Genomic DNA, 21,082 nt, shown 5'->3' on the forward strand with positions numbered 1-21,082 from the left:
GACCCTCACCTCTCCTTCCCACGCGGGGAACTGCGGTGCCTGTCAGCGACTGAGGACGAGAGCGGTGAGGTAGGAGATCGACGTCCCGTTATCGACTGTCCCCGCGTCGAAGACGTCCACCAGTGCGGCCGCACCCTCGGGATCGGTCACCGCGGAGGCCATCAGGACGTAGTCGGACAGGGGCGCCTCAGGGGATGGCTCGCCGGCCATCGCCACGAGCTCCTGCACCGCCTCCGCGCGGCGAGCCAGGTAGTCGAGCTGGGTGGGGTTCATCGGGATCAGCTGGATGCCCGTGACGGCCGACGGTTCGGCCGAGAAAAACGTGGCGAAGTCCCTCTTGCCCTGCCAGTTCAGACTCACGATGGGCCGGCCAAACGCTGGGTCCAGTTCGGGGTCCAGCCAGTACGTCAAGGTGCTCTCCGTCTCGTTGCTGAGCAACCAGCTGGCGTGGCTCACCATCTCCTCATCGCCTCGGGCTCGCGCCCACAGCAGCAGTCCGGCATAGCCGTTGACCGCCTCAGAGGATGACTCCTGGTTGTTGCCGTCGGCAAAGGGCGCCGTGCCGCTGGCGAAGGAGTGCCCGCGCCAGGCATCGAAGGCACGGTGCTGGGGGAACTGCGCGGAGGCGGTCGGCGCGCCGTAGTCGAGGGCCACGAGGTCCGCGACGGGAGCCCATCGGGCCGCCAGTTCCTGGTCGTCCTCCGCCAGGACACCGGCGGCATAGAGAAGATGGCCGTAGTGGAAGTGGTGGTCGTTGAACTCGTCGGAGCCGTAGGCAGGGGCCTCGCCGACCATGCCTCCCAGATGGGCGTCGTAGCGGAAGCAGCGCTCTGCCCCTTGGGCGCAACCCATGGGGTCGAACCAGAGGTCCAGCTGCTCGACCATCCCCTCTTGAACGGTGGCTGCCAGGTCGGTCCGCTCCAGCTGGCGGGCGAGCAAATAGAGGTTGGCGGCGCGCTGCAGCTCCTTGCCGCCGTGGTAGCTGTCGGGCGAGGCGAACGCGAGGGACTCGACATCCTCCTCGAGCAGTACCTCGACCGTGTCCCGCTCCTTACCGGTGAGGCCGGACAGGTCGAGCTCCGTGACGGGCTCTTGGACCGGTGCCGTCATCATGACTTCAGTGCCGGTGACGAGGGGAGCGTCACCAAGAACGGTGGCGTAGGAAGCCTCGAGCCCCTCGGCGCCGGACCATTCTTTGGCCGGCGCCACCGCCATCACCGTAGGAACCCCGCCCTCGGTGAGGTAGCGCAGCGTAGTGCTGACCTCGTCGCCGTCGCCGTCGACGTCGGCCACCAGCTCGCTGCCGACCAAGGGCACCGCTCCGGCGCGCAGCACCTCGAGCGCCTCGGGGCCCGCGTCCTCGGGCTCGGCGTAGACGACCAGCGTCTGTCCGGCGCCCAGGCTCAGTTGATCTCCCTCCACCTCGCCGTCGCCCACCAGCCGGTAGTTGGTGCCGCCCACCTCGATCACCAGGTCCCCTCCCTCCGCGCGCACGCCGGCCGGCAGACCGACTTGCTGGTCGGTCGTCGCCCGGTAGGAGGCGTAGGGCCAGCCTTCCGCTAAGACCAGGTCGCCAACCGGCTCCCCCTGGCTGCTGTAGCCGAAGGTGGCAGACACGGCGCCGCGGGACGTCAGGGTGTATCCGTCCGCCTCCAGCTCCAGTGGCAGGTCGTCCGGATGCGCGCCCATGACCACCTTCTCGGTCGTGGTGACCCGCGGCAGGCCGAGCGTCACGGTGTCGGCCGCCAACCTGGCGCTCAGCACTCCGGTGAAAACGGGACGGTCCTCCGGGGCAAAGACGGCCGGGGCGATCCAGGTGTTGGTCGGCGGGTTGATCCCCTCCGCGGTGGCAATGGTGCCGGTGAAGGGACCCGTCCACGAGGGGATCTGCCCGAGATCGACCTCCGGGGCGGGCTCCGAGGTCGTGGCCGGGGCGACCCCGGACGCCGACGGCTGAGCCTCGGACGAGCTGGCGGTGCCATCACACGCGGTGACGAGGGTGAGAGTGAGCAAAACTGCGGTCAGGGTGGTAGCGCGGCGGATCATGTCGACCTCCTGGGTCGGGTGAATCATGGTTTGCGAGGGGTTCACGGACGGCCCCACGGGGGGCTTGCCCGGTGCGGAGAGGGCTCGGACGCGGCTAGTAGCCGCGCGGGCTGAAGAACTCTCCAATTTTGGCGGCCGTCCATGCCCCCAGCCCGTCGTCGCCGCGGCGCTCGGGCTCAGCGGCGACCGGGGACCCGTTGAAGAAGTTGCCGGCCGAGGTGAGCTCACCACCGCGGGCGCGGACCACGGCGATAGGGGCGGTCTCGCCTTCCTCGAAGGCCACCTCGTACACCTGGGTGTCGACCTTCTCGCCGCTGGGCAGGGTCAGGCGCATGACGGCCCCAGGCGCCATCCGCCCGAACTGCTCGGTGTCCATGACCAGCGAGGCTCGCACGCGCAGGCTGTCGCCGATCGCGATGCTGGTGATCTCTGTGTTGGCGGGTACGAACGAGCCGACACCGTAGGGCATCTCGCCCACCACGCCGTTGGCAGTGGCCTCGAAGACGAGCACGTCGTCGCCGACCATACGGTAGCCGACGCCGGCATCGTTGAAGCGTGAGGTCTCGCGGGCCTGCTGCAGGGTCGGCGACTGCAGGCGAAAAAGCTCCTGCCCGGATGTCACCTTGTCGCCCGGCTTGACGGACACCTTGGAGATGGAGCCGGAGAAGGAGGTGCCGACCACAGACTCGTCGGTCTCGATGACGGCGGTCTGCGGACGCAGGGTGTGGGCTCGGTCGTAGGCGTGCAGCAGGCCGAAGACGGCAGCGGCCGCGACGACGACCAGGCCGACGATGAGGGTGAGGACGGAACGGGTACGCATGGCGGATCTCCTACTGAAGGTTCAGGGTGCGACGGCCGGCGGACGCACGGCGGTGCGCGCTGCGCTCACCGAGCCGGGGGGAGTCAGGTATGGGGTCGATGGGGGTGACGGGCCGGGTCGCTGTGGGGGCGGACGATGCCGCGCTCGGCTCGCTGCCGTCGCGGGGCTTGCGCCGCAGACGGCGAGCCTCGCCCACGGCGATCCCCATGAACACCGTGAGGACGACCATGTTGAACAGGTTCCAGGCCAGCGCGATCGACAGGACGCCGGTCCAATCGGCCACCCAGATCCCCACGATGCTGGTCAGGATGAGGAAGAACCACATCAGCGCCTGAGGAACGACGTAGTTGAAGGGCGAGTTGGCGCGGCCTTCGCTACCGGTGACGTGCCAGGCCAGGTCCCTGCCCAGCAGGCCGTTCCACAGGGCCCGTAGGTAGAGCGGGAAGGAGACGGTGGACAACAGCAAGGTCTCCCATCGGAAGGACCCGATCGTGTAGATCGCCACCACGATCTGCATGACGTAGAAGCCGGAGTAGAACAACGCCCATTGCCACAGCGGAATCGAGGGGTTGATAGGCGTGAGCCCGAGGAAGATCTGCAGGGCGGGCAGGATCAGCAGCAGGAAGGTCACCAGGCCGCTGAGATAGAAGGTCGAGGTCCCGAAGTACTGCAGCCGCTGGTCGACGGAGAGCCTCTTGTCCAGCAACGGGTTGTTGCGGAAGAGCACCTCGAAGGCACCCGTGGCCCACCGGACCTGCTGCTTGGTGTAGGCCTCGATCGTCTCCGGGGTGTCGCCGATGGCCAGGATGGTGGGGATGTAGACCGACTCGTAGCCCTTCTGGTGCAGGCGGATCGAGGTCCAGATGTCTTCAGACTTCGACTCGGCGTAGATGCCGCCGACGTCGAGGACCGCGCTGCGGCGAAAGACCACGTTGGTGCCCACGCAGAAGGCTGAGTTGAAGCGGTTCTTGCCCGGTTGGATCAGGGAGTAGAAGACGGTCTGCATGAAACCCGAGCCACGGGAGATGAAGTTCTTGATGTTGCCGTAGACCTGCGGGGTCTGCACGAAAGCCACCGCGTCGCGGGCGAAGAACGGCACGGTCTCCACGAGCAGGTCCGGGCTCGGGACGAAGTCAGCATCGAGGATGACGAAGAACTCACCTTCGGTGCGGGTCAGGGCGTGGTTGATGTTTCCCGCCTTGGCGCCCGTGTTGTCCGGGCGAGTGAGGTAGTGCGCCCCCTCTTCGCGTGCCATCTTTTCGACCTCGGGCGAACGGCCATCGTCCAGCACCCACACCTTTGTCTCGCCCCGCACCTGCCGGGCCGCGGCGACCGTGCGACGGATCGTCGCCACCGGTTCGCCATACGTGGTCACGAAAATGTCCACGTTCACCGGTCGGCCGTCCAACTGCAGCTGCTCGCTCGGGACCAGGGGCATGTCGAGGTCGAACACCGTGGGCATGAAAAGGTCCCGCCGGGCAGCGTGATAGGCGAAGTCGCGGGGGTCGTGCGCGCTGGAGAGCTGGGTCCACAGCGAGACCAGGACCTGGAACATCATGATCCCCTCGCAGAGGATGACGATGGACCACGGTAGGAGGTCGCCGACGTTGCCAGGCCGCGCTAGGAACGAGGCGTAGAGCAGGACGCCGAGGGTCGCGAGCAGCACGAGCATGGTGAGTGAGGGCGACTGCAGGTCGCGGTGGACCACGCCCAGCCCGGAGACCTGCTCGCGCCAGACGCGCTCTCGCTCGGTCTCCGGCTCGGGGTGGTTCAGCCGTTCAGCAAGCCAGTCCTGGTCATGCCCTGGTGCGGGCATCCGTCTTTCGGCACAACAATCCTCGGGGTCGGTGCGTCGACCACGGAGGCAACCGGCGACGGTGCCCGCAAGTTATTGCTGTAAGTGGCCCCCCTGGCCCTTCAGCCGACCACCCTACGCTGGGCTGAGCGGTTTCGCGAACCAGCCACCCTAGGTCCACCCACCGGCCCCCGATCACGGTGCCGTCGTGCAGCGTCCCTCTGTGACCTCCGTCACGGGTATCGTGGAGCGCGGTGCAGGCTGACCGTCTGCCTCTTTACCGAAGGAAACGCAACGATGCGTAAGACCACGATCCTCGCGGGCATGACAGGACTGGTGATGGTCGCCGCCACGGCTGGCCCAGCGTCCGCTATCAAGTATGGAGAGCCGGACAACGGAGAGCACCCCTCTGTCGGACTCATGCTTGCCTACGTCAAGGACGATGCCGGCGAGCTCGTCGCGGGCTGGCGCTGCACGGGCACCCAAATGGACGCGGACACCTTCCTCACGGCCGGCCACTGCACCGACGGCGCCGACGCCGTCGCGATCTGGTACGGCGACGACCTGCGAGACGTGCAGTCGGCACGCGAGTTCTTGAGCTACGACCAAGCCATCGACCAGGAGAGTCCCTTCGCTGCCGATGCCTGGAGCACGACGGTGTTGACGCACCCCGACTTTGAGTACGAATCCTTCTACCTGAACGACGTGGGCATCGTCGACAAGATCACGCTCGCGGACGGCATCACCTTCACGCAGTTTGGGGCGCTGCCCGAGGAGAGCTACTGGGACGTGCAACTGGACACCCGCAAAAAGGACCGCGACTCCTACACCACGGTCGGCTACGGCCTGCAGTGGGCGATGCCGCCAAGCAACGGGCAGGGCCGGATGGATCAGTCCGAGTGGACCAAGCTCAAGGCTGGCGGTGAGCTCATCGGCAACCGACAGTTCAACGCGGGCAAGGCAAACGACGCCTACGTCGTCCTGACGAACAACGCCAACACCGGCGGCACCTGCTCCGGTGACTCCGGTGGCCCCACCTTCATCGAGGACACCACCACCGTCGTGGCCGTGACCTCCTTCGGCGTCAACTCGACGTGCGCCGGCACGAGTGGGGTCTACCGCATCGACACTGCCGATGACTTGGCTTGGCTCGGCGGCTACATCGGCTGATCATCCCGTCCCGCTCCTGCCGCGGGTGTTAGCGGCGGCGGGGAATAGTGTCGACCTTGTCCCAGCCGCGCCGGTGCGCCCTGGACGCGTCGTGCGCGTCACGAGTCCGGTAGAGGATGTACGGGCGGAACATGTAGCCAAGCGGCGCGGTGAAGACATGCACGAGGCGGGTGAACGGCCACAACGCGAACAGCGCGAAAGCGATGAGCGCGTGGAATTGGAAGCTCAGGGGTGCGGCAACCATCAGCTCGGGCTGGGGATTGAAGTAGAAGATGCTGCGGAACCAGATCGAGACGCCCTCTCGATAGTTGTAGTCCCCCACCACCTGGGAGCCCGTGTTGACCAACCCGGCAAGGATCACCACGCCGAGGACGAGATACATCAGTTTGTCCATTGGGGTCGTCGCGCCGAAGACGGCTTTGGTGAACCGGCGTCGGTAGACGAGACCGATGAAACCGACGATCGTGAGCACGCCGGCGATCGCTCCGATGGAGATCGCCATGAAGTGGTACATCCCCTCCGAGATCCCTACTGCATCGGTCCAGGACTTCGGCACGCCCAGGCCCATAACGTGGCCCAAGAAGACGGCCAGGATCCCGAAGTGGAACATCGGGTTGGCCCACCGCAGGATGCCCCGCTCATACATTTGGCTCGATCGCGACGTCCAACCGAACTTGTCATACCGATATCGCGCGATATGCCCAAGGACGAAAATGGTCAAGCAGATGTAAGGAAAGATCAACCACAAGAACAGGTCAAGAACACTCATCACGCACCTCCGGCGGTGGGCGGCATCTCTGGTACTCCATAGGGGCTCAGGCCGACTTGCTCCTCGGCGGGTCCTTCGGCGATCAGCCGTTGGACGGCTTCGCGATCCTTACCCTTGAGGGGCGGCAGGGTGGCGCAGACCGCTTTCAGCGCACCGCTCCACGGTGAGTCGATATCGATCAAGTGCAGGCGCAGCAACTCCAGACCAGCACGGTTGTCCAACAGGATTTTCAGCCCAGCCTGCTGGTCATAGGTGGCCGCGAACTCGAGCACGACGCACAGATGGTCGGGCAGTTGGTCCTCGGTGAGCACCAGACCTGCCCGGGTATACACCTGCTTGATCCGCAGCAGCGCCAGACCGCGCTTGCGCGTCTCCCCGTTGGAGAAGTAGGTGAGAAACAGGCAACCCCGTCGACGGTTGTCGAAGGTGTCGACATAGTCGCTCTCTGAGACCCGCAGCGGTTGTCTTTGCAGGTGGTCGATGGTGGCGCGCAGTCCGGAACCGAGTTCGGGCGGCAGGGTGTCGGGGACCTGCGTGAGCAGCTCCATCTGGCCCAGAAGTTGCTCGTCCGGATACTCCAACAGGATCGAGGCCGACTGCCACGTCCGGGTAAGCACATCTTCGGAGTACTTCAGGGTCGGGACCCGCGGTGCCACGGCTACTCCGTGCCCGCACGCGGGGTGGTCTGGCCGCTCGAGTCCGGGAACAGTCCGTCGGGGACGCCTTGACCGTCCCAGTTCAACAGGTTGATGCGCACCCCCTCCGGGCGCGGTGGGACCGACGGGCCACCACCCCTGGCGGGGCTATTACCGAACGAGGCATCCATCCCACCCATCCCGCCCATCCCAGGCCCGCCATCGACGTTGAGGGAGCACTCGGTGGCGACGTTCTCCAGCTTGTGGGCATCCTCGTAGTGCGCTGGCGGAATGACATAGCGCTCGTCATACTTGGCGATGGCCAGCAGACGGTACATATCCTTCATCTGCTGGCCGGTCATCCCCACCGACTCGGCGATCGACTCGTTCGCTTCCCAGCCCATGTTGATGTCACGCATGTAAGAGCGCATCGCGGCGAGTTTGCGTAGCACCCCGTCGACCGGGGCGGTGTCTCCAGCGGTAAACAACTCGGCGAGGTATTCGATCGGGATCCGGAGACGATCGATGGCAGCGAACAGGTTGTCCCGGCTCTCCCCGTCCTCTCCCGTCTCGCTCACGGCGTCGACAACCGGAGACAGCGGCGGGATGTACCAGACCATCGGCATCGTTCGGTACTCAGGGTGCAGCGGCAGCGCGACCTTGTAGTCATTGATCAACGCCCGGATGGGTGATCGGCGAGCGGCGTCCAGCCAGTCCTCGGGGATGCCGGCCGCTCGAGCCTCTCGGATGACCTCAGGGTCGTGAGGGTCGAGGAAGACGTCCCGCTGGGCCTCATAAAGACCGTGCTCGTCCGGCGTCGATGCGGCTTCCAGGACGCGGTCGGCGTCGTACAACATGAGACCGAGGTAGCGCAGACGCCCCACGCACGTCTCGGAGCAGATGGTTGGCTGCCCAAGCTCGATCCGCGGGAAGCAGAAGGTGCACTTCTCGACCTTGCCGGTCTTGTGGTTGAAGTACATCTTCTTGTAAGGACACCCCGTGACGCACTGCCGCCAGCCACGGCACCGGTCCTGGTCGACCAGGACGATGCCATCCTCTTCGCGCTTGTAGATCGCACCTGTCGGGCAGGAGGCGACGCAGGACGGGTTGAGGCAGTGCTCACAGATCCGCGGCAGGTAAAACATAAAGGTCTGTTCGTACTCGAACTTGATCTTCTCGCTGATTTTTGTCAGCACCGGGTCGTTGTGCCCCTGCTCGACGGAGCCAGCCAGGTCGTCATCCCAGTTGGAAGACCACGTGATCTTGGTGTCCTCACCAGTAAGCAGCGACTTCGGCCGCGCTACTGGCATGTGGTCCTGAGCAGGAGCCGTCGTGAGGTTCTCGTAGTCGTAGGTCCAGGGCTCGTAGTAGTCCTTGATACCGGGCAGGTAGGGGGCCGCGAAGATGGTCGCGAGGTTCTTCAGGCGTCCGCCCGCCTTGAGCTTGAGGCGGCCACGCTTGTTCAGGACCCATCCGCCCTTCCATCTCTCCTGGTCCTCATAGGTGCGCGGATACCCCTGTCCGGGCCGGGTCTCCACATTGTTGAACCAGACATGCTCGGCGCCGGAGCGGTTCGTCCATACCTGTTTGCAGGTGACCGAACACGTGTGGCAGCCGATGCACTTGTCGAGGTTCATCACCATCGCCATCTGAGCCATGACCCGCATTAGTAGGTCACCTCCTGGTTACGGCGACGAATCACAGTGACCTCATCGCGTTGGTTCCCGGTCGGACCCATGTAGTTGAACGCATACGATTGTTGCGCGTAACCCCCGACCATGTGGGTGGGCTTGATCATCAGTCGGGTCAACGAGTTATGGTTTCCGCCCCGTCGGCCCGTCGTCTCGGACAGCGGCATGTCGATGAGCCGATCCTGGGAGTGGTACATGTAAACGGTGCCTTCGGGCATCCGGTGGGAGATGATCGCTCGAGCGGTCACCACCCCGTTGCGGTTGACCGCCTCGATCCACTCGTTGTCTCGGACCCCGATTTTCTCTGCGTCCTGTGGGCTCATCCAGATCCCGGGACCTCCACGGAACAGTGAAAGCATGAGCAGGTTGTCTTGGTACTCAGAATGGATCGACCACTTGTGGTGCGGGGTCAGATAGCGCACCGAGATGCCCTGCGCAGGGGTGTCGCCGATGGCTGGCTCGTCGAACAGCGCCGTCATGTCAAGCGGCGGCCGGAAGGTCGGGAGACCCTCGCCGAGCTCGGTCATCCAGTCGTGATCGAGATAGAAGTGCATACGGCCCGTGAGGGTATGCCACGGCTTGAGCCGCTCGACGTTGACTGTGAACGGGGAGTAGCGTCGTCCCCCGGTCTCCGATCCGGACCACTCGGGTGAGGTGATCACCGGCGCCGGCCCGCGCTGCGTGTCGGCAAAAGTGACCCGGTGGCCTTCGTTTTCCTCCGACAGATCGTGCAACAGGCGCCCAGTGCGCTTCTCCAGGGTCTTAAATCCCTGCGTGGCCAGGCGTCCGTTGGTCGTGCCGGAGAAGGCCAGGATCATCTCGCAGGCCTGGATGTCGTGCAGGATGTCCGGCCGTCCGTCGGCGACGCCTCCTCGCACGTGACCGTTTTTCTCGCGCAGATCTGCGATCTCTTGGCGTAGGTCGTAGGTGATCCCCTTGGTCGTCGCACCGAGGGTGTCCAGCAGCGGTCCGACAGCGCGCATCATGTCGCCCACCGCGGTGTAGTCGCGTTCGACCTCGATGATCTTCGGCATGGTCACGCCAGGGACGGGCTCGCACTCACCGTATTTCCAGTCCAGCACCTTGCCGTGTGGCAGAGCCATCGCGTCGGGTGTGTCGTGGGTCAGCGGCGCAGCGACGACATCCGTCTGCTTGCCCAGGTGCCGGACCGCCAGCCGGCTGAAGACGCGGGAGATCTCTTGCCAGGCGTCCCAGTCGGTCCGAGACTGCCATGGCGGGGAGATCGCCGGGTTGAAGGAGTTGACGAACGGGTGCATGTCGGTCGTCGACAGGTCATATTTTTCATACCAGGTAGCGGCGGGAAGCACGACATCGGACAACAGAGTGGAGCTGGTCATACGGAAGTCGAGGGTGGTGAGCAGGTCCAGCTTGCCGGTCGGCGCTTCGTCGTGCCAGGTGACTTCCTTCGGCCGATGCCTTTCGGGAGTCTCCTGCGCGCTGATGGCGTGCGACGCCCCGAGGAGATGGTTCAGGAAGTACTCGTTGCCCTTGGCCGACGAACCGAACAGGTTGGACCGCCACAGGGACAGCACGCGGGGGAAGTTCTCCGGTGCGTCCGGGTCCTCGGCAGCAAAGTTGAGCCGGCCCGCTTTCAGCTCGTCGACCACGTAGTCTTTCGTGCTCTTTCCGGCCTCGCGCGCCTGGGTGCTGATGATGAGCGGATTGCGGTCGAACGTGGGGTAGGAAGGCATCCAGCCCAGTCGCGCGGACTGGGCAATGACGTCAGCGGTCGTCTTCCCGGCCAGCTGACCCTTGCCGGTCTGTGCCGACAGCGTGTCGGCCCCGAACTGGTCATAGCGGAACTGGTCGGTGTGCAAGTACCAGTAGGCGGTCTGGATCATGTTGCGCGGTGGGCGCATCCAGTCCAGTGCGTTCGCCAACTGGGTGTAGCCGGTCAGCGGCCGGACCTTCTCTTGTCCCACGTAGTGCGCCCACCCGCCTCCGTTGACGCCTTGGCAACCGGTGATGGTGGTCAGCGCAAGGAAGGTGCGGTAGATGGTGTCGGAATGGAACCAGTGGTTGGTCCCGGCACCCATGATGATCATCGACCGGCCCGTTGAGTCCACGGCGTTCTGCGCAAACTCGCGGCCGATGCGCTCTGCTCGCTCCGCGCTGACTCCGGTGATCGTCGCTTGCCAGGCCGGGGTGTACGGGCTGGTGGCATCGTCATAACCGGTGGGCCACTCGCCCGGCAGGCCAGGGCGCCCCACGCCATACTGCGCCAGCAATAGATCGAAGACGGTGGTGACCAGGCGTCCTGCCACGCGGCGGGCTGGCACCCCACGCCGGATGGCGCCCACGTTGCCCTGCCCGGCGTCGAACCGGGGCATGTCGACCGGGACGGTGAGCTCGGCGCCGTCGAGGAGCGACAACACCGGATCGATGTCACCCAGGTCCAAGTTCCACTTCCCCTCCCCCGTCTCCCCGAAGCGGTGTCCGAGGGTGCCGGGAGGGGCTACCAATTCGTCGGTGGTCGCGTCGATGAGAACGGGTTTGAACGCCGCGTTCTCGACTTCGGGCTCGATCTCGTCGGACAGGTCCGCGGCGGTAAGGAACTTGCCGGCCGTGTGGGTGGTCTGGCCGTCGGCAGCCTGTGCGACGTCGAGCGTGACGAGGAACGGCAAGTCGCTGAACTTCTTGACGTACTGCGTGAAGTACGGCGTCTGGCGGTCGACGTAAAACTCCTTGAGGATGACGTGTCCCATCGCCATCGCCAACGCGCCATCGGTGCCCGGCTCCGCCGGGAGCCACTCGTCCGCGAACTTCGTGCTGTCGGCGTAGTCCGGTGAGACCACGATGACCTTCTGCCCCCGGTAACGGGCCTCGGTCATGAAGTGCGCGTCGGGGGTCCTGGTCACCGGAACGTTGCTACCCCAGAGGATCAGGTAACCCGCGTCCCACCAGTCGCCGGACTCTGGGACATCGGTCTGGTCACCGAATACCTGTGGCGAGGCCACCGGCATGTCGGCATACCAGTCGTAGAAACTCAGCATCGACCCACCGATGAGGTTGACGAAGCGAGCGCCCGAGGCGTGGGAGACCATCGACATCGCCGGAATGGGCGAGAAGCCAGCGACCCGGTCAGGGCCCCATTTGCGGATCGTGTGCACGTGAGCGGCCGCGACGATCTCGATGGCCTCGTCCCACGACGCACGAACCAGCCCGCCTTTGCCGCGGGCGCTCTTGTAACGAGCCGCCCGCACCGGGTCCTCGGTGACGTCGGCCCACGCGAGGACGGGATCGCTCAACCGCGCCTTGGCCTCGCGGTACATCTCCAGCAGCACACCGCGGATGTAGGGGTATCTGGTGCGGGTCGGTGAGTACGTGTACCAGGAGAAGGAAGCCCCCCGGGGACAGCCCCTTGGCTCGTACTCCGGCTTGTCCGGGCCCGTCGTCGGATAGTCCACGGCCTGGGTCTCCCAGGTGATGATCCCGTCCTTGACATAGACGTTCCACGAGCAGGAGCCTGTGCAGTTCACGCCGTGCGTGGACCGCACGACCTTCTCGTGACTCCAACGATCGCGCCAGAACGCGTCGCCAGACCGGCCGCCGACTTTAAGCAGTGTTCGACCGTCCGGGGAAACCTCCTGCTTCGGGGTCAAGAACCGGCGCATGCCGATCAGCGTGTCCGTCAATTTGCTGTTCATCGTCACGCTCATACAGACCGGCTTCCCGTCAGCCTTGCCGACTGGCTCGCGAACTCTGCCCGGGTCCTGGCGCCGGCCCATCGCCTGTGTGCGAACTGGTGACGGGACCCGATGATGCAACGGACGCTACCAGTGCCGGGCAGGCGCCGCTACCCTCCTGCGGGCAGTCAAGGAAGCGGCCTGACCGGCACCGTCGTCGGCACCCTCCTGCGCGAGTGGTCGCCCCAGCACTATCCCAGCAGCGTCGCAGGAGCCAGGCTCCTCAGGCCATGATCTACGAGGTCGCCACCGCGAGAAGGTCGATCCCCTCATGGTCGCCTTCGAGGCTTAGCCGATTCGCCTCGACCGTGAAGTGGAGGGTTTGCTGGTCTATCGCGGCCACGATGAGTTGTTCGATCTCCCTGGCTGGCTGGGGGCACGACATCTTCGTGAGTGCGAGCGCACCGATCTCAAGGGTGTCGCCGGACACCTCGTAGGTGGCGCTACCGGTATTACACCCCGTCTGCACCTGGAGCCTGCCGTTCCCGTCGAAGAGCAGCGTTGCCTGCTCCATCCCGGTCGAGTGCGCGACCGTGTCGCTGGTGCGGTGCGAATCCAGCTGCCAGGTCGTTCCCTGGAGGGGACGGTCCGGGTCAGCCACCTCGCGGTCGGTCAGGACCAACTCGGTGTCACCTGAGGTCAAACGGAGCTCATCTGCCTGCACCGCGAGCTCTGGACCAGCGGTCAAGAAGATCGCGAGCCACTCGTCCTGGGCCATCAACTCCGGGTCACAACCCATCTGGGTGCCCGCCAGGTCGGAGACGCGTAGGGCGTCCTGCTCCACGGTATAGGCGCCGAACATGGAGTTGCAGCCGGCGTTGGCGTTGAGTGAGCCATCCCTGAAACTCAACCGCACCTGCGTGCCGTCGACCAGTTGGTGGCCGGTGACGGAGGTCGACAAGAAGGTCCGCCCGTCGACCGCATCCGAAGCGTGGGGTGAGGAGTCGGCTTTGTCGTCGGCAGAGGCAGTGCTTGACCCGGCGGGTTCGGTCGAGCCGCCAGGATCGACTTGACCACCGCACGCGGTCAGGACTACGGCGGCGGCACACATGATGAAGGGGGCGAGGCGCAGGGTTCGGAGGAATTCCATACCCGTATGACGTCCCGTCACGGCAACTGGTTGCATGCGGCCAGTCGGGCCTTTGGCAGCGATGCTCGAGTTCGGGTGCGTCGCGTCGGGTCCGTGAGGAGTTGGGGTAGAACCCGGAGACTTTGCCGACCTGGGTCCAGCCGCTCCAGACCTACAGTGTGGACCCTCCAGCCCAAGCAGCGCGGACGTGACCGATGTGCTGTCCCACCAGCGCGGCCATCCGATCCGCATCCTGTTCGAGAGCCACATTGACCATCTCCTCGTGCTCGGCGCAGAGCGTGAGCATCAGTCCCGTGCCGAGCATGTCCTGCAGCCCGTAGAGCCGCGAACGGCTGCGCAGGCGCTGCACTTCCTCCACCACGTACCGGTTGCCGTGCAGCGCCAAGAAGCGCACATGAAACTCGGTGTCGGCCTGGATGTAGGTCACGAGATCGCCCCGCCTGGCCGCGTCCGTAATGTCCTGCGCCAGGGGTCGCAGCGCTTCGACGGCCTCGGCCACCTGCCCCTCGCAGGCCACGGCCACCATCCCCATGACCGGCGGCTCAATGAGCATCCGCAGCTCGGCCATCGCGTCTAGCTCGTGCTCGTCCAGTTCAGTGACCCGGAAGCCCTTGTTGCGGACGATCTCGACGAGACCCTCCCCCACCAGGTCGAGCATGGCCTCCCGCACCGGCGTCGCTGAGACCCCAAACCCCACGGCCAGGGACGGCGCGGAGTAGACGGTCCCAGGCCGCATCTTGCCGCTGATCAAGAGCGCTCGCAGGGCCGCGGCAACCTGTTCACGCAGGCTCGTCCGGCCTCCGTAGCTCGGCAGCTCCAAGGCGCTCAGCTCATCCCTGGTCACACCATCCTCCATCCTCGTCGCAGCACAAAGTCCTGGGACATCGGGTGCCCACTGCCCGCCGCGAGGGTCCGTGGGTCGACCGTGAACTCGCTGGTGACCACAAGATACGCCGTGCTCGCTACCACCGGGACCATCGTCGGGCTCGTCACAGCAAGAAGCCGGCCGGGAACGGGTCGGTCGGATCCAACATGTACTGCGCCGTACCGGTGATCCACGCGCGCCCGGTCACCTGCGGGAGCACGCCGGGCCGGTCACCCACCATGGTCTCGCCGGCCAGCCGTCCGAGGAAGCGCGAGCCGATGAAGGATTCGTTGACGAACTCCGCACCGAGATCGAGCTGCCCGCGCGCGTGCAACTGCGCCATGCGCGCGCTCGTCCCGGTGCCACAAGGAGAGCGGTCGAACCAGCCGGGATAGATCGCCATGGCGTGCCGCGAGTGCTGGGCCGTCGACCCGGGCGCCTCGAGGTAGACGTGGTGGCACACGTTGATGTCCGGGTTCTCCGGGTGCGTCACGGGATTCTGCTCGTTGATGGCGGCCATAATCGACAACCCCGCATCCAGCATCCGCGCCTTTTCTGAGCGCTCGAATGCGATCCCGAGGTCATCCAGCCGCACGAACGCATAGAAGTTGCCGCCGTAGGCGATGTCGTAACGGACTTGCCCTAGACCCCGCACGTCGACCACCTGGTCAAGTGCGTGGCTGTAGGAGGCGACGTTGTCCAGCGTGACGGAGACCGCGCGGCCGTCCTCGACCTTGACCCGGGTCGTCACCAGTCCGGCGGGGGTGTCGAGACGGATGACCGTCTCCGGTTCGGTGACCTGCACCATGCCGGTCTCGACGAGTACGGTCGCGACGCCCATGGTGCCGTGGCCGCACATCGGCAGGCAACCGGAGACCTCGATGTAGAGCACTCCGTAGTCGGCGTCGGGCCGCGTGGGCGGCTGCAGGATTGCGCCGCTCATCGAGGCGTGCCCGCGGGGCTCGGTCATCAGAAGCGTGCGAAGGTCGTCCCGCTCGGCCACGAAGCGCTGGCGCCGCTCGAACATCGTGGCGCCAGGAAGCACCCCGACGCCTCCGGTGATCACCCGAGTGGGCATGCCCTCGGTGTGGGAGTCGACGGCGTGGTAGACGACGGAGGATCGCATGATTCGGTCCTTTGCTGCGGGGTTTCGGTGGTGGTTGCTCGGGTCTCAGGTGTGGCGTGCCAAGCTCGGCCCGGCGGCGTGGGGGGCTGCGTGGGCGCCGCGGGGCAGCGGCGCGACGACCAGCCGCTCCGGCACCTCGTTGTCGTCGCCGCCCGCCAGGGCGCCGACCGCAGGGGCGCACATCCGCCCCTGGCACCACCCCATCCCTGCCCGGGTCAGCTGCTTGACCTGGCGCACGCCGGTTGCGCCGTCCCGCACGGCCTGACGCACCTGGCCGGCAGAAACCTCTTCACATCGGCAGACGAGGACTGAGTCGTCCAGCCAGCTGGTCCAGCCCTCCGGGACCGGGTGGGCGTGCGCCATCGCCGCAGCGAAGCGCCGGTGTCGCGCGATGCGACGACGCATCCGGTCGAGCGCTCGCCCGTCGGTGACCGCAGGACGACCAAGGCCACGCAGGACGCCCTCGGCCGCCAGCTGCCCCTCGCGCAGCGCCAACTCGGCTCCACCGATGCCGCAGACCTCTCCGGCAGCCGACAGGCCCGGCACAGAGGTCCGCTGCCACGCGTCGACAGCCACCACCTGGTTGCCGTCCCAAGACCTGATCAGCTCGGCGCCCAGCGTGACCGCCAGGTCCAGCTGCGGCACGAAGCCCCAGCCGGTGCCGACGGCGTCCGCCTCGACCAGGCGCTGAGTCCCGGGCACGACCACACCGCGGGCGTCCAGCCGAGACAACGTCACCGCCTCCACCCTGTCGGTGCCGTGGGCAGCGGTGACCGCGTGGCGTAGGTAAACCGGCACGCGGCGCCGGGCCAGGGCGGCGGCGTAGCCAAGACCCTCGGCGAGCTTGCCCGGCAGGGCCAGCGCCGCCGCGGCCCCGGATGCCCAACGGCGCGGGTCATTGGCCTCGCACACCACCACGCTGGCGCCGCGGACGGCCAGTCCGGTCGCCACCGGCAGCAGGAAGGGGCCGGTGCCCCCGACCACCACGCGGTTACCAGCCAGGACCCCGCTGCCCTTGAGCAGCGCTTGGATCCCTCCTGCGGTGTAGACCCCCGGCAGGTCCCACCCCGGAAACGGCAGGGGCCGGTCGTAAGCGCCGGTCGCCAGCAGCATCCGGGAAGCGGTGACGCGCAGCGTCCGCTCCCGGCCGGGGCCGGCTGCCCGGTCCACGAGGTGCAGGCTCAACTCCTCGGGGACGTCCGGTCCGGCGGTCGGTCCTCCCAGCCGGCTCACCGTCCAAGCCTGGTGGAGCGGGAGCAGCCTGCAGCGTCCCTGCTGGACGCCGTCCTGGACTGTCTTGGTCAGTCGCTCGTAGGTCGTCAGGTCGTGGTGGAGGTCCTCGCCACGATCTACGGCCGACCCACGTGGGGGGTGCCTCCAGTATTGTCCGCCGAGCTCCTGGCCCGAGTCGACGAGCGCGACGGTCAGACCGCCCAGCAGCGCGACCGCGGTCGCGGCCAGCCCGGCCGGGCCCGCGCCTACCACCGCCAGGTCGTAGGCCGTTCCAGGCGTGGTGTCAGAGGTCATGACCGGTGCCCTCCTGGGTGCGGACACCCAGCCGCTCGATGGCCAACACCTGGCAGGCCCGCTGGTTCGGCACGCCGTTCACGGTGACCAGGCAGTCGTAGCAGACTCCGATCCCGCAGAAGATCCCCCTTGGCCGGCCCTCGCGACGGGTGCTTCGCCACGCGGCCCGGCCGTGCGCCACGAGGGCGGCGCCGACGGTCTGGCCGGGCACGAAGGGGACGGGGCGTCCGTCGAGGTCGAAGCTGCTGCCGCTCATGGCGGGTCCTCCAGGTCGGCGCCGGCGGCGGTCAGCAGCCGGTCGGGTAAGAAGGGCGCGGGGTTGATACCCAGCGTCGCAAGCGGGTCAGCACCGGTCAGGTGCGCAGCGACGAGCTCGCCGGTGGCCGGCGCCAGGCCGATCCCGGCGCCCTCGTGGCCGCAGGCGTGCAGGACCCCCGGCACCCGAGGGTCTGGTCCGATGACGGGCAGATGGTCGGGGCAGTACGGACGGAACCCGCGGTAGACGCGCATCAACTGGACCTGCCGCAGCACCGGGAACAGCCGCACCGCCTGCGCCGCCAGCGCGGCCACGGTCCCCGCGTCCATGGACCGGTCGAAGCCGACACGCTCGCGGCTAGCCCCGATGAGGATCGTTCCGCCGCGGGTGTACTCCACCACGCACGAGGTCTCCAGTCCCTCGGTGGAGGCCGAGACGTTGGCGACGTAGTCGGCAGAGTAGACCTTGTGGTGCACCAGCGGTGGTGTCGGCTCGGTGACCAGCACAAAGCCCTTCCTGGGCAGGACCGGGATCGGGGCGCCCAGCGCCGCTCCCACCTGCCCGCCCCAAGTGCCAGAGGCGTTGACGACGGCGTCGCACGGTATGGAGCGTCCATCGGCGCAGAGCACCGCGTGCAGCACCCCGTCGGGGGACCTGCGGGCTCCGACCACCTCGGTGCCGGGGTGGTATGCGGCGCCCAGACGCCGCGCCTCCGCCAGGATGGCGACGGCGGCCAGCACCGGCTGCACCTGGGCGTCTTGCGGGTAGTGGAAACCGCCGGGGGCGTTCGGCGCCAGGTGGGGTTCCAGCGTCAGCAGGTCCGCAATCCCTACTTCCTCGGCTACCACGCCGGCGAGTGTCTGCGCATCCGCGAACGCGCGCAGCGGCACCATCGCCGGCGCGGTCGTGGCGACGACCACTCCGCCCTTGGCGTCGTACTCCAGCGCATCCGCTCCGAGCTCCGCAGCCCATCGGCGCCACGTGCTGCCGCTGGCCAGCGCCAGGTCCAACTCGGGTCCTGGTGCCTTGTCGGACACTAGGATGTTGCCCTCCCCGCGACTCGTCGTGCCGGCGCCGACCTGACCGAGGTCGAGCACCACCACCTCGCACCCGGCGCGCGCGGCAGCTAAGGCGCAACTCGCGCCGACGATGCCAGCGCCGACGATGACGACGCGCATACTTGCTCCACCGGTTGTCAGGGGGTCGTGACCCAGACGGTCATCAACTCACGATAGCCGTCTAGCGCCTCGGGTCCGTTGTCCCGACCCCAGAAGCCCGACTGGCGCAGACCTCCGAACGGTGTGGCCACGGTGCCCTCGCTGTAGCCGTTAAGAGCAAGGGTGCCGACGCGCACCTGGTCGGACCACCACTTCGCCATGGCTAGGTCCTCGCACCAGACCGTCGAGGCCAAGCCGTAGGGCTCTCCGTTGACGAGCTCGACGGCCTCCTCCCGGGTGTCGACTCGCAGCACCTGAGCCACCGGGCCGAATACTTCCCCGGTGCCCAAGGTGGCGCTGTTCGGCACGTTCTGGAGCAGGGTGGGCGCGACCCAGAAGCCGTCCCCCTCAGGCACGTCGACCTGGCGCGCGAGCACGCTGGCTCCCGCTGCGATCGCCTCGTCCACCCAGGCGAGGATCCGGTCCCGGGCCGCGCCATTGATGACCGGGCCCATCGCGGCTTCGCCGCTCATCGGGTCGGCTACGCGGAAGCGGAGAGCCTGCTCGGCGAGCGCTCCCGCGAACTTCTCGTAGGCCTCCGGCTCGCCCACGAACACCACGCGCGACGTGGCTGTGCAGTTCTGTCCAGCGTTGCCGAAGGCGGCGCCGACGATGTCCTCAGCGATGCCACCAGGGTTCCTGGTGTGCTCTGCGTCAACGATGTAGGCCGCACGCCCACCGAGCTCCAGTGAGATCCGCTTGAGGTTGGAGTCCGCGGCGTAGCGAAGGAACTCCCTGCCCACCTGCCCGGAGCCGGTGAAGGTGACCATGTCGATGTCGTCGTGCCGGCCGAGGGCAGCGCCGGTGTGCTCCCCGTCGCCGACGAGGACGTTGAGGATGCCATCGGGCACTCCCGCCTCCCGCGCCAGCTCGGCGAAGAACAGGGCGCTGAGCACCGAGTCCTCGGAGGGCTTCAGCACCAGAGCATTGCCTGCCGCGAGTGCCGGGGCGACCTTCCAGCCGAGCATCGCGATCGGGAAGTTCCAGGGAAGCACGACGCCGACGACACCGATCGGCACTCCGCGCACCCAGCCCCAGCCACCTGCGGTCTGCACCTGGCGGCCGTCGTGGTGGTCGGCGAGGTCGGCGAAGTAGCGCAGGTTGGCGACGACGTCGGCCACGTCCTCGTCGATGCTGAGCCGGTGCACCTTCCCGGCCTCGATCGCATCGAGGTAGGCGATCACGTCGCCGTGCTCGTGCACGAGGGTGGCGAGGCGGCGCAGCGTCTCCGCGCGCCCACCGTCGTCGTCGGCCCAGCCCGGAGCCGCGAAAGCGGCCCGCGCCGCGGCGACGGCCTCGTCGACCTGGGCCGCGGAGGCGGTCGCGAGCGAGCCAATGGGGGCGCCGGTCGACGGGTTGATCAGGTCGATCGACTCGGCCTGGCCGGCCTGCGGCTTGTTGTTGATGTAGGCGCTCAGCTGGTCCTGGAGGACCTGCTGGACGAACTCAGAACCACGCTGGGACATGTCTCAGACCGCCTGCTCTATCGCGGTGATGGCCGCCACGACCTCGTCCACGGCCTCCCGGGATGCGGTCGGCAACGGCGGGCGCACCGGCCCCTGCTCCAGACCCAGGGATCCGAGGCCCTGTTTGATGAGAGAGATGAAGGCGGGGCTGCCCTCGATCAGGCCCAGCGGAACCGAGAGCGACCGCCACAGCGCGGCTGCACCGTTCCAGTCGCCGGCCCTGGCCAGCGCCCAGAGGCGGGCGCACGGCTCGGGGGCGAGGTATGCCGAAGCAGCCACCCACCCACTGGCACCCTGCAGCATTCCCTCGAGGGCGATCCCGTCGGCCCCGACGAAGACCTCCACGCCGTCGCCTAGCGCCTGCCTGAGCTCGGCGACGCGAGTGGCGGCGCCGGACGTCTCCTTGACGCTCCAGAAGGTGTCTCGTGCAGCCAGTAGCGCCAGGTGCTCGGGCAGGAGATCGACTCCGGTGGAGTGCGGGTTGTTGTAGATCATGACCGGCAGTTCGCTGCGCTGCAGGACCAGGTCCAGCGCCTCGACGGCAACCTCAGGCGCGACGCCGCCGTAGAACGGCGGGGTGATCATGGCCGCAGCGGCTCCTGCCCGTGCGGCTTGACGCACCAGCGCCGCGGCGTCCTCGGGCCGGTAGGCCATGCAGCCCACGACGACTGGGACTCGGCCAGCGACGACCTCGATCGTGGCCTGGATCTGTGCGTCGCGCTCCTCCGTGGAGATCGCCAGCGCCTCGCCGGTCGCTCCCTGGGTGAGGATGCCGTCGACCCCGGCACTCAACGCACGTTCCAGGCCCTTCGCGAGAATATCCAGCCGCTGCTGTCCATCCGCTCCGAACGGGGTGGTGGACACTGCGAAAACACCCTGCATGCTCTGTGGCATGGTTCAGC

Annotated in this window: 16 protein-coding genes; 1 reads left to right on the forward strand and 15 read right to left on the reverse strand. The window is 67.1% G+C overall.

Going from position 1 to position 21,082, the window contains the following annotated elements; translation table 11 throughout:
- Positions 1-42 precede the first annotated feature (42 nt).
- From Q4P07_RS06455 to Q4P07_RS06465, 3 genes are all read right to left on the reverse strand, one after another.
- A complete protein-coding gene (locus Q4P07_RS06455; protein ID WP_303374083.1) occupies positions 43-2,046 on the reverse strand; it encodes a glycosyl hydrolase in 2,004 nt (667 codons plus the stop codon).
- A gap of 94 nt (positions 2,047-2,140) precedes the next feature.
- Positions 2,141-2,866: a hypothetical protein gene (locus Q4P07_RS06460; protein ID WP_303374084.1), complete on the reverse strand. Its 726-nt coding sequence runs from the start codon at positions 2,864-2,866 to the stop codon at positions 2,141-2,143.
- Positions 2,867-2,876: 10 nt separating this feature from the next.
- On the reverse strand, positions 2,877-4,682 hold the full coding sequence (locus tag Q4P07_RS06465) for a glycosyltransferase family 2 protein (protein WP_303374085.1): 1,806 nt from the start codon (positions 4,680-4,682) through the stop codon (positions 2,877-2,879).
- A 276-nt stretch (positions 4,683-4,958) separates the two neighbouring features.
- Here Q4P07_RS06465 and Q4P07_RS06470 point away from each other — a divergent pair, with 276 nt between their 5' ends.
- Positions 4,959-5,831 (forward strand): trypsin-like serine protease, encoded by an 873-nt coding sequence (locus Q4P07_RS06470; protein ID WP_303374086.1) that lies wholly within the window; start codon positions 4,959-4,961, stop codon positions 5,829-5,831.
- 28 nt (positions 5,832-5,859) lie between these two features.
- Here Q4P07_RS06470 and narI read toward each other — a convergent pair whose 3' ends face one another.
- From narI to Q4P07_RS06530, 12 genes are all read right to left on the reverse strand, one after another.
- Positions 5,860-6,600 carry a respiratory nitrate reductase subunit gamma gene (narI, locus tag Q4P07_RS06475; RefSeq protein ID WP_303374087.1) on the reverse strand — a complete coding sequence of 247 codons (741 nt, stop codon included), beginning with the start codon at positions 6,598-6,600 and terminating at the stop codon, positions 5,860-5,862.
- Positions 6,600-7,256, reverse strand: coding sequence for a nitrate reductase molybdenum cofactor assembly chaperone (gene narJ, locus Q4P07_RS06480; protein ID WP_303374088.1), 657 nt, complete (start codon positions 7,254-7,256; stop codon positions 6,600-6,602). Before narJ ends, narI begins: the two co-directional genes overlap by 1 nt.
- A gap of 2 nt (positions 7,257-7,258) precedes the next feature.
- The gene (narH, locus tag Q4P07_RS06485; RefSeq protein WP_303374089.1) at positions 7,259-8,902 is read right to left on the reverse strand and encodes a nitrate reductase subunit beta; all 1,644 of its coding nucleotides are present in this window, start codon (positions 8,900-8,902) and stop codon (positions 7,259-7,261) included.
- A complete protein-coding gene (locus Q4P07_RS06490; RefSeq protein ID WP_303374090.1) occupies positions 8,902-12,594 on the reverse strand; it encodes a nitrate reductase subunit alpha in 3,693 nt (1,230 codons plus the stop codon). The genes narH and Q4P07_RS06490 overlap by 1 nt, the downstream gene beginning before the upstream one ends.
- A gap of 274 nt (positions 12,595-12,868) precedes the next feature.
- On the reverse strand, positions 12,869-13,723 hold the full coding sequence (locus Q4P07_RS06495) for an META domain-containing protein (RefSeq protein ID WP_303374091.1): 855 nt from the start codon (positions 13,721-13,723) through the stop codon (positions 12,869-12,871).
- A 151-nt stretch (positions 13,724-13,874) separates the two neighbouring features.
- Complete coding sequence (locus Q4P07_RS06500) at positions 13,875-14,567, reverse strand: GntR family transcriptional regulator (RefSeq protein WP_303374092.1); 693 nt, start codon at positions 14,565-14,567, stop codon at positions 13,875-13,877.
- A 145-nt stretch (positions 14,568-14,712) separates the two neighbouring features.
- Positions 14,713-15,714 (reverse strand): proline racemase family protein, encoded by a 1,002-nt coding sequence (locus Q4P07_RS06505; protein ID WP_303374093.1) that lies wholly within the window; start codon positions 15,712-15,714, stop codon positions 14,713-14,715.
- A 45-nt stretch (positions 15,715-15,759) separates the two neighbouring features.
- Positions 15,760-17,241 (reverse strand): NAD(P)/FAD-dependent oxidoreductase, encoded by a 1,482-nt coding sequence (locus Q4P07_RS06510; protein WP_303374094.1) that lies wholly within the window; start codon positions 17,239-17,241, stop codon positions 15,760-15,762.
- Positions 17,231-17,497: a (2Fe-2S)-binding protein gene (locus tag Q4P07_RS06515; protein ID WP_303374095.1), complete on the reverse strand. Its 267-nt coding sequence runs from the start codon at positions 17,495-17,497 to the stop codon at positions 17,231-17,233. Before Q4P07_RS06515 ends, Q4P07_RS06510 begins: the two co-directional genes overlap by 11 nt.
- Positions 17,494-18,675: an FAD-binding oxidoreductase gene (locus Q4P07_RS06520; protein WP_303374096.1), complete on the reverse strand. Its 1,182-nt coding sequence runs from the start codon at positions 18,673-18,675 to the stop codon at positions 17,494-17,496. The genes Q4P07_RS06515 and Q4P07_RS06520 overlap by 4 nt, the downstream gene beginning before the upstream one ends.
- Positions 18,676-18,692: 17 nt before the next feature.
- The gene (locus Q4P07_RS06525; RefSeq protein WP_303374097.1) at positions 18,693-20,180 is read right to left on the reverse strand and encodes an aldehyde dehydrogenase; all 1,488 of its coding nucleotides are present in this window, start codon (positions 20,178-20,180) and stop codon (positions 18,693-18,695) included.
- A gap of 3 nt (positions 20,181-20,183) precedes the next feature.
- Positions 20,184-21,074, reverse strand: a complete 891-nt coding sequence (locus Q4P07_RS06530) for a dihydrodipicolinate synthase family protein (RefSeq protein WP_303374098.1) — start codon at positions 21,072-21,074, stop codon at positions 20,184-20,186.
- Between the last annotated feature and the right edge of the window lie 8 nt (positions 21,075-21,082).

The organism is Ornithinimicrobium sp. (assembly GCF_030537745.1).
Lineage (GTDB): Bacteria > Actinomycetota > Actinomycetes > Actinomycetales > Dermatophilaceae > Ornithinicoccus.

What these genes read in the sequence shown, in the direction of transcription:
- Q4P07_RS06455 (WP_303374083.1), bottom strand. Translation starts at nt 2,046, where the DNA reads ATGATCCGCCGCGCTACCACCCTGACCGCAGTTTTGCTCACTCTCACC.
- Q4P07_RS06460 (WP_303374084.1), bottom strand. Translation starts at nt 2,866, where the DNA reads ATGCGTACCCGTTCCGTCCTCACCCTCATCGTCGGCCTGGTCGTCGTC.
- Q4P07_RS06465 (WP_303374085.1), bottom strand. Translation starts at nt 4,682, where the DNA reads ATGCCCGCACCAGGGCATGACCAGGACTGGCTTGCTGAACGGCTGAAC.
- Q4P07_RS06470 (WP_303374086.1), top strand. Translation starts at nt 4,959, where the DNA reads ATGCGTAAGACCACGATCCTCGCGGGCATGACAGGACTGGTGATGGTC.
- narI (WP_303374087.1), bottom strand. Translation starts at nt 6,600, where the DNA reads ATGAGTGTTCTTGACCTGTTCTTGTGGTTGATCTTTCCTTACATCTGC.
- narH (WP_303374089.1), bottom strand. Translation starts at nt 8,902, where the DNA reads ATGCGGGTCATGGCTCAGATGGCGATGGTGATGAACCTCGACAAGTGC.
- Q4P07_RS06490 (WP_303374090.1), bottom strand. Translation starts at nt 12,594, where the DNA reads ATGAACAGCAAATTGACGGACACGCTGATCGGCATGCGCCGGTTCTTG.
- Q4P07_RS06495 (WP_303374091.1), bottom strand. Translation starts at nt 13,723, where the DNA reads ATGGAATTCCTCCGAACCCTGCGCCTCGCCCCCTTCATCATGTGTGCC.
- Q4P07_RS06505 (WP_303374093.1), bottom strand. Translation starts at nt 15,714, where the DNA reads ATGCGATCCTCCGTCGTCTACCACGCCGTCGACTCCCACACCGAGGGC.
- Q4P07_RS06510 (WP_303374094.1), bottom strand. Translation starts at nt 17,241, where the DNA reads ATGACCTCTGACACCACGCCTGGAACGGCCTACGACCTGGCGGTGGTA.
- Q4P07_RS06515 (WP_303374095.1), bottom strand. Translation starts at nt 17,497, where the DNA reads ATGAGCGGCAGCAGCTTCGACCTCGACGGACGCCCCGTCCCCTTCGTG.
- Q4P07_RS06520 (WP_303374096.1), bottom strand. Translation starts at nt 18,675, where the DNA reads ATGCGCGTCGTCATCGTCGGCGCTGGCATCGTCGGCGCGAGTTGCGCC.
- Q4P07_RS06525 (WP_303374097.1), bottom strand. Translation starts at nt 20,180, where the DNA reads ATGTCCCAGCGTGGTTCTGAGTTCGTCCAGCAGGTCCTCCAGGACCAG.
- Q4P07_RS06530 (WP_303374098.1), bottom strand. Translation starts at nt 21,074, where the DNA reads ATGCCACAGAGCATGCAGGGTGTTTTCGCAGTGTCCACCACCCCGTTC.